Here is a 3,617-nt window from a genome sequence, read left to right on the forward strand (position 1 = left end):
CTCACAGGAGATGCATCCCTAGGCATTTTGCTTAACTCAAGACGAGCAAACTCTTTTTCTTCGTCCGAAGCCTTAAAGGAACGGATAGTCTTCAATAACCCCTCTCTCTTATCTCGGAACTTAGCAACACATCGCATACGACGTTTTTGCTTTTCTACCATTGCTTTACGAGCCATTACTACCCATCCCTTCGCTCTTCTTGATAAGACCTCTTCTTAAGCCGATTGAAGACTTCCTGGACGGACCGCTCTGCCTCTGCTTGCGATTAGGATCCTTTTTATTGATTACGTAAAGACGCCCCTTTCTCCTTACAATCTTATCCCCTTTCGATGGGTCTGCCTTAACAGAAGCTCGAACCTTCATAATATTCACCAAAACGTTCACAAAATCCCCTGAAAGAGAAGCACGATTCTACAATAGGATAAAGAATCTTTCAATCGCCTTTTCGTAGCTTTTTGGAAATGTAATGCTCTATAAGCAGTTGCTTTGCCACATGTGGAATCTTAACATTTTCTCTGCCATGGTACAGATCATCCATGAACTGTTCCAATCCTTCATTTTTGGATAAAATTTTATTTTTAATTTTTGGCCCAATTCCAGGAATTGAATCTAAAAGACTCTTAGCATGACTTTTAGATCTCTGTTTTTTCTGAAAATTGATAGCTACTTGATGTGCTTCATCCCTAAGCATTTGAAGGAACAAAGTATAAGGTGACATTGGGTCCAAGGTTCGGACTACATTCAAATTAGGCCCCCATAGTTTTTCAAATGAAAGCCCTTTACTATGTTTGCCTTGATCTTTACTCAAAGCAAGGATCGGGATATTGGTTAGATTCAGTTCACGCAAACAGTTGTATGCTGTCTTCCAGTGTGTTTTTCCTCCATCTATTAAAATTAAATCAGGAGTATTTTTTGATTTGTAACGTTTCATCATAAATGTTCGAAGCAAATCGAGGTCATTTCCTTGTGTCAATCCCCAATTATAACGTCGGTATTTACTTCGATTCAGTATCCCTTTCTCAGAAACAATGACTGCGGACACCGATTGATGGCCCTGCAAATGAGAATGATCGATGCACTCAATTGTTGTTGGAGTTCTGGACAGTTCAAAAAAGTCTCCTAGTTCTTTCATTTTTATAGCAGAATGAGAGCCGGAAATAGTTTGTATTTTAGAAAGAGCATTCAAATAAAGAAGTCGGCACCATGAAATCATAGGCTCTTGTTGAGGAGTTATCACTTCTAAACATGACCCTAATGTCTCTGACAAGCATTCTCTGAGTGCTACAAACTCTTTTGCTCCATCAACACAAATAACAATCTTTTTGATTGAAGGTTGTACGGCAATATCCATGTAATAGTGAAGTATCCAAGTTTGTAAGATGTCATCATAGCTGCCTATGAGATCAGAAACAGCAAAATGATCCATCTGCATCAATCTTCCCTCTCTATAAGCAGAGCGCGAAACAATAATGGAAGAAGGGTTGCCAACTATACAAAAAAGATCAGCAGATTCATTGCTAACCGAATCAACAACATTGTTCGACGTTGTAACAGACCACGATTCTATCCTTGAGCGCAAATCTCTTAAGTAAGCCGCATGTTCAAATTCAAAATTTTTAGCAGCAAGTTCCATAGAAGATTGCAATCTGTTCAAAACAGAATGAATTTTCCCATCAAGAAAATCTATTATTGCTTCAACATGCATCAAATATTGCATTCGAGAACATAAATTAACACAAGGAGCAGGGCATCGTTTAATTTGATAGTAAAGACACGGAGTTTTACGTTTAGCAAACTCTTTATCTGAACAACGTCTTAAAGGGAATATTCTGTGCAAAACATCAAAAATTTCTCGAGCACTTTTAGAATCTGTGTATGGGCCCCATAAAAGAGATGTTGAACTTACGCTGTCTTTTGCACGAATTAATCTTAATTTCGGCCAAAATTCTTTTGGATCAAGATGAAACAAGTAGAATGAACTATCATCTTTTAAACAAGAATTGTATTTTGGTCTGTATTCTTGAATTAATCTCCTTTCAAGTAATAACGCCTCTTTTTCAGAAGAAACAATTATGAAGTCTATTTTTTTGATTTCAGAAATTAGATGAGGCACCATGCCTCTTTCATCACGCCCATTAGCGAAATATTGAGAAACTCTTTTCCGCAGGTCAATTGCTTTCCCAATATAAATAATGCAATCCCGTGATCCTTTCATAAGATAAACCCCAGGAGAGCTGGGGATATTAATTAAATCCCAATGATTTTGCATTTCTAACCCGCTAATTATGCAAAAACAATAGAGACCGTATTGTAGCTCTAAAAAAGATTTTTTAATCTCCTGTTTTACTCATCAAATAAATATACCATCCCCAAAAATAATGTTTTCAAAGGATAAATATCGTATGATTTATTCTAAGAACTTGTGAAATCAAAACCATTAAAAAGATACGAAATACACATGACTAATCTAAATAAAAGTCTAACATAAAGCACATGAAATTACGCATGTGATCAGAATGTAATCCGAATAATTTACTTCTTGTACATCAATAGGAACTCATTTGCTAGCACCTGGGCCTCAGCCTCTTCTGCTCGTTCTTCAGCAATCATTGCTCGCCTTTCAGCAGCCATCACTCGTTCTTCAGCAATTCGTAATAATTCTTTCATATTTTCTTCCGAGCCCGCATCCTGCAATAATATTGCAGAAACTTTAGCGTGTTTTTCAGCAGCTTTTGCTCTTTCTTCAGCAGCTTGCGCTCGCTTTTCAGCATCTAGTTTTAGCCCAGAAACTTGTAATAATCGTTCTTCGGCAAGCTGCGCTCGCTTTTCAGCAGCTTGCGCTCTTTCTTCAGCAGCCCTTATTTTGTCTACATCTAATATCGTCTTTTCTTCCTTTCCCTTAGGAAGAAATTTTATCAACTTTTTGAACAGGAAATAAATTAACGCTAGCACTACAACGACGATAGAAACTGTAGTAAAAATATTAATTGACGAGCGTTCAATCAATTTTGCTGAAGTTTTTCTTACTTGAAAAGTGCTTGGAGAGTAACGTAAAAAAAATAAAGGCGTTTTCAGCCTAATTGTATTTTGCAATCTACCTGTCACAAATCCAGCAGCAGATCTAATCACATTCCTAACGAGTGGTAGAGTTAAGTTTAATTGGATAAAAACTGGCATAAAACACCATTGGCGAATTAAATCATAAAATAAACTAAATCAATTCGCTACATTTTTATTTGACATATCAATTTGCAATCTTCAATTACAATATTGTATTCGACACTTAATTTCTTTTGTCGTTCCAAAGTTATGAAAATCTTTTTCTAAAAGTTTTTTCATATTTCACATTGTGCCATTAAATCACCCCAAAAACTTTTCAAGTTCTTCGAACTCAAGTACATCTTCATCACTTAATAGAATATTATCTTCACCCATCTCGTCTTCCAACAAAAGTCTTATATCTTCACTACTTAATACAGGTAGCTCCGTACTGTGCGTTTCTGTTTCTAAAGATGACCCTGATAACAATTCAACTGTGCAACTTATTTTCCCTGGGTTAATTTCTTTTTCAGAAACTGGTTCAGCAGACCTCTTCCCTAGAAGTGATGTAGGAAAAT

3 protein-coding genes and 1 pseudogene are annotated in these 3,617 nt (G+C 36.4%); all 4 read right to left on the reverse strand.

Translation table 11 applies throughout. The annotated features are described in order from the left end of the window. Nucleotides 1-231: 231 nt before the first annotated feature. Nucleotides 232-363 (reverse strand): annotated as a pseudogene (gene rpmJ / locus GCCT14_RS03930) (50S ribosomal protein L36); the annotation flags it as partial. A gap of 70 nt (nt 364-433) precedes the next feature. Next, nucleotides 434-2,269: an excinuclease ABC subunit UvrC gene (gene uvrC / locus GCCT14_RS03935; protein WP_108624323.1), complete on the reverse strand. Its 1,836-nt coding sequence runs from the start codon at nt 2,267-2,269 to the stop codon at nt 434-436. Between the two features lie 263 nt (nt 2,270-2,532). Next, the gene (locus GCCT14_RS03940; protein WP_108624324.1) at nt 2,533-3,177 is read right to left on the reverse strand and encodes a hypothetical protein; all 645 of its coding nucleotides are present in this window, start codon (nt 3,175-3,177) and stop codon (nt 2,533-2,535) included. Between the two features lie 183 nt (nt 3,178-3,360). Beyond that, a partial coding sequence (locus GCCT14_RS03945; RefSeq protein ID WP_157952594.1) for a hypothetical protein occupies nt 3,361-3,617 on the reverse strand: 257 nt, incomplete at its 5' end.

The organism is Candidatus Similichlamydia epinepheli, from assembly GCF_003056015.1.

Coding starts and splice junctions, on each gene's coding strand:
- uvrC (WP_108624323.1), bottom strand. CDS start 2,269: ATGCAAAATCATTGGGATTTAATTAATATCCCCAGCTCTCCTGGGGTT.
- GCCT14_RS03940 (WP_108624324.1), bottom strand. CDS start 3,177: ATGCCAGTTTTTATCCAATTAAACTTAACTCTACCACTCGTTAGGAAT.